The organism is Methylomonas rivi, assembly GCF_024505165.1.
In the GTDB taxonomy this organism is placed as follows: domain Bacteria; phylum Pseudomonadota; class Gammaproteobacteria; order Methylococcales; family Methylomonadaceae; genus Methylomonas; species Methylomonas rivi.
The window spans coordinates 1-1,846 of the sequence record NZ_JANIBK010000288.1 but is presented as its reverse complement, the minus strand read 5'-3'; the positions used below and the strand labels follow the sequence as shown (position 1 = coordinate 1,846).

The following is a 1,846-nucleotide window of genomic DNA, read 5'->3' as shown; positions in this document are numbered from 1 at the left end:
CGCGGAACGTCGTCGCGGTCGCCGTCCGCGAATCGGCCGCGCACCCAGTCGGAGAACAGGCTAAATTTCAATTGTCCCCAGCCGGTTTCGGCCAGAATGGCCTGGGCTTCGGCTTCGTACCCCAGAAAACGCGCGCTACGCTGGCTGTAAGCGTAAATGGGCAGACAGTCGACCAGACTGACGCAGTCGGCATAAAATTTGGATTCGTCCACGCTGTAAAAGGCGTCGGCTTGCAATTTTTGATAAATATAATTTTCGGTGTGGTTGTAATAGGCATTGATTTTGGCCGCCAGCCGTTCGGCATGCCAGTCCAGCCCCAAGTCGAGCAGATTGACGGTTTCATTCCCCAGGCGCACGTTGCCGATTTCAAAAGCGCGGGTGGACAAATGCGGGCCTATCGCCAGTAATTCCTGTATGTCGGGCGCGCGCTTGGCCCGGCTCAGGGCCAGCGTCAAGGCCGCGCTGTCCGCCATATCCCAGCGCGCGGACAAGGAAGCCGAGTCGGCGCGAAAATTCAAGCTGTCCGGCAGCTTAACCGGCGGAAAGATGGCCGGCTGTCCGGGCGGCGCCGGAAATTTTAAGGTATCGGCAAGCGGGTCGATGCGCACCCGTTCGGTACGCAAGCCGGCTTCCAGCGTCCAGTCCCCCCAGCGGAGTTTTTGCAAGGTAAACAAGCCCAAATTGTCGCTTTGGGTTTGCGGAACAAAGGTTTCTATGCCCAGCGCCGAAAACGTCCGTTCCTGCCATTGGGCGCCGAAGGTACCGGTGAAATTATCGAAGAGTTTGTGGTCTATTTCGAAGCGGCCTTCGCCCACCTGATTATCGAAGGTGGTAAACGGCAGGCCGCCCTCGAACTCGGTATGGCTGTAGTCGACCAGTCCGTAGCGGAACTTTATTTTTTCAAGACCCCGCAAGCCCGGATACCATTCGGTTTTGAAATCGTAGCGGGTTTGCCGCATCTGGATGCGCACGCTGGGGTTGAGGGCTTCCTCGCCGAAAATATCGGAAAACTCCGCCAGCAAATCGGGGTCGATGTCCGGCAAGATCAGTTCCAGCCCCTCCAGCTCGCTGGGATCCAGGCCTTGAGTGATTTTGGGTATGCCGTAGCGATTGTCGAGATGGCTTACCGCCATGCCGGCCATGCCGGTTTCGCCCAGCCAGGACAAACCGGCGGAGCCGCCTTGGCTCTCGCTGTCGGTATTGGGAATATCGCCCAGCGTTTTGACCACGCTATCCAAACCGAACTGTTGGCGTATGGCGGCATTATCGATTGCGGCGCCGGGAATTTCGGTGTCGTTGCGGTTGCGGTAAAAACCGCCGACCCGCAACGCCAGCATATCTCTGCCCAAATCCAGTTTGAAGGCGGAATTACTGCCGTCGGCATTGGTATCGAAACGGGTTTCCGCCGCGCCGCCCACCCCATGCTCCGGCAGGCGCTCGGGAATGCGGTTGTCCTTGACGTCGACCGTGCCGCCGATGGCATTGCCGCCGTATCGTATCGTGGCCGGGCCGCGCACCACTTCGATCTGTTCGGCGAACAGCGGTTCGATCGCCACGGCATGGTCGGGACTGAGAAACGAAGCGTCGTGGCTGCCGATGCCGTCCTGCATGATGCGCACCCGCGAACCGCTCAAGCCGCGGATCACCGGAACGCCCACGCCGGGGCCGAACGAGGCATTGGAGACGCCCATTTGATTTTCCAGGGTTTTGCCCAGGGTGTCGCCCTGCTGCAGCTTCAAGGCGTCGCCGCTCAGCACCGATTCGTTGGGCGGCCGGTCTGCCTCAAGGGCGGTATCGACGACTTCCACTGCTTGCAGCTCCGCGGCATCGTCCGGCTCCGTGCCGG

General features: G+C 60.0%; 1 protein-coding gene. It reads right to left on the bottom strand.

The window, feature by feature from the left end; all coding sequences use genetic code 11:
* The coding region (locus NP596_RS21175; RefSeq protein ID WP_256617365.1) for a TonB-dependent receptor at positions 1–1,846 on the bottom strand (1,846 nt) is incomplete at both ends.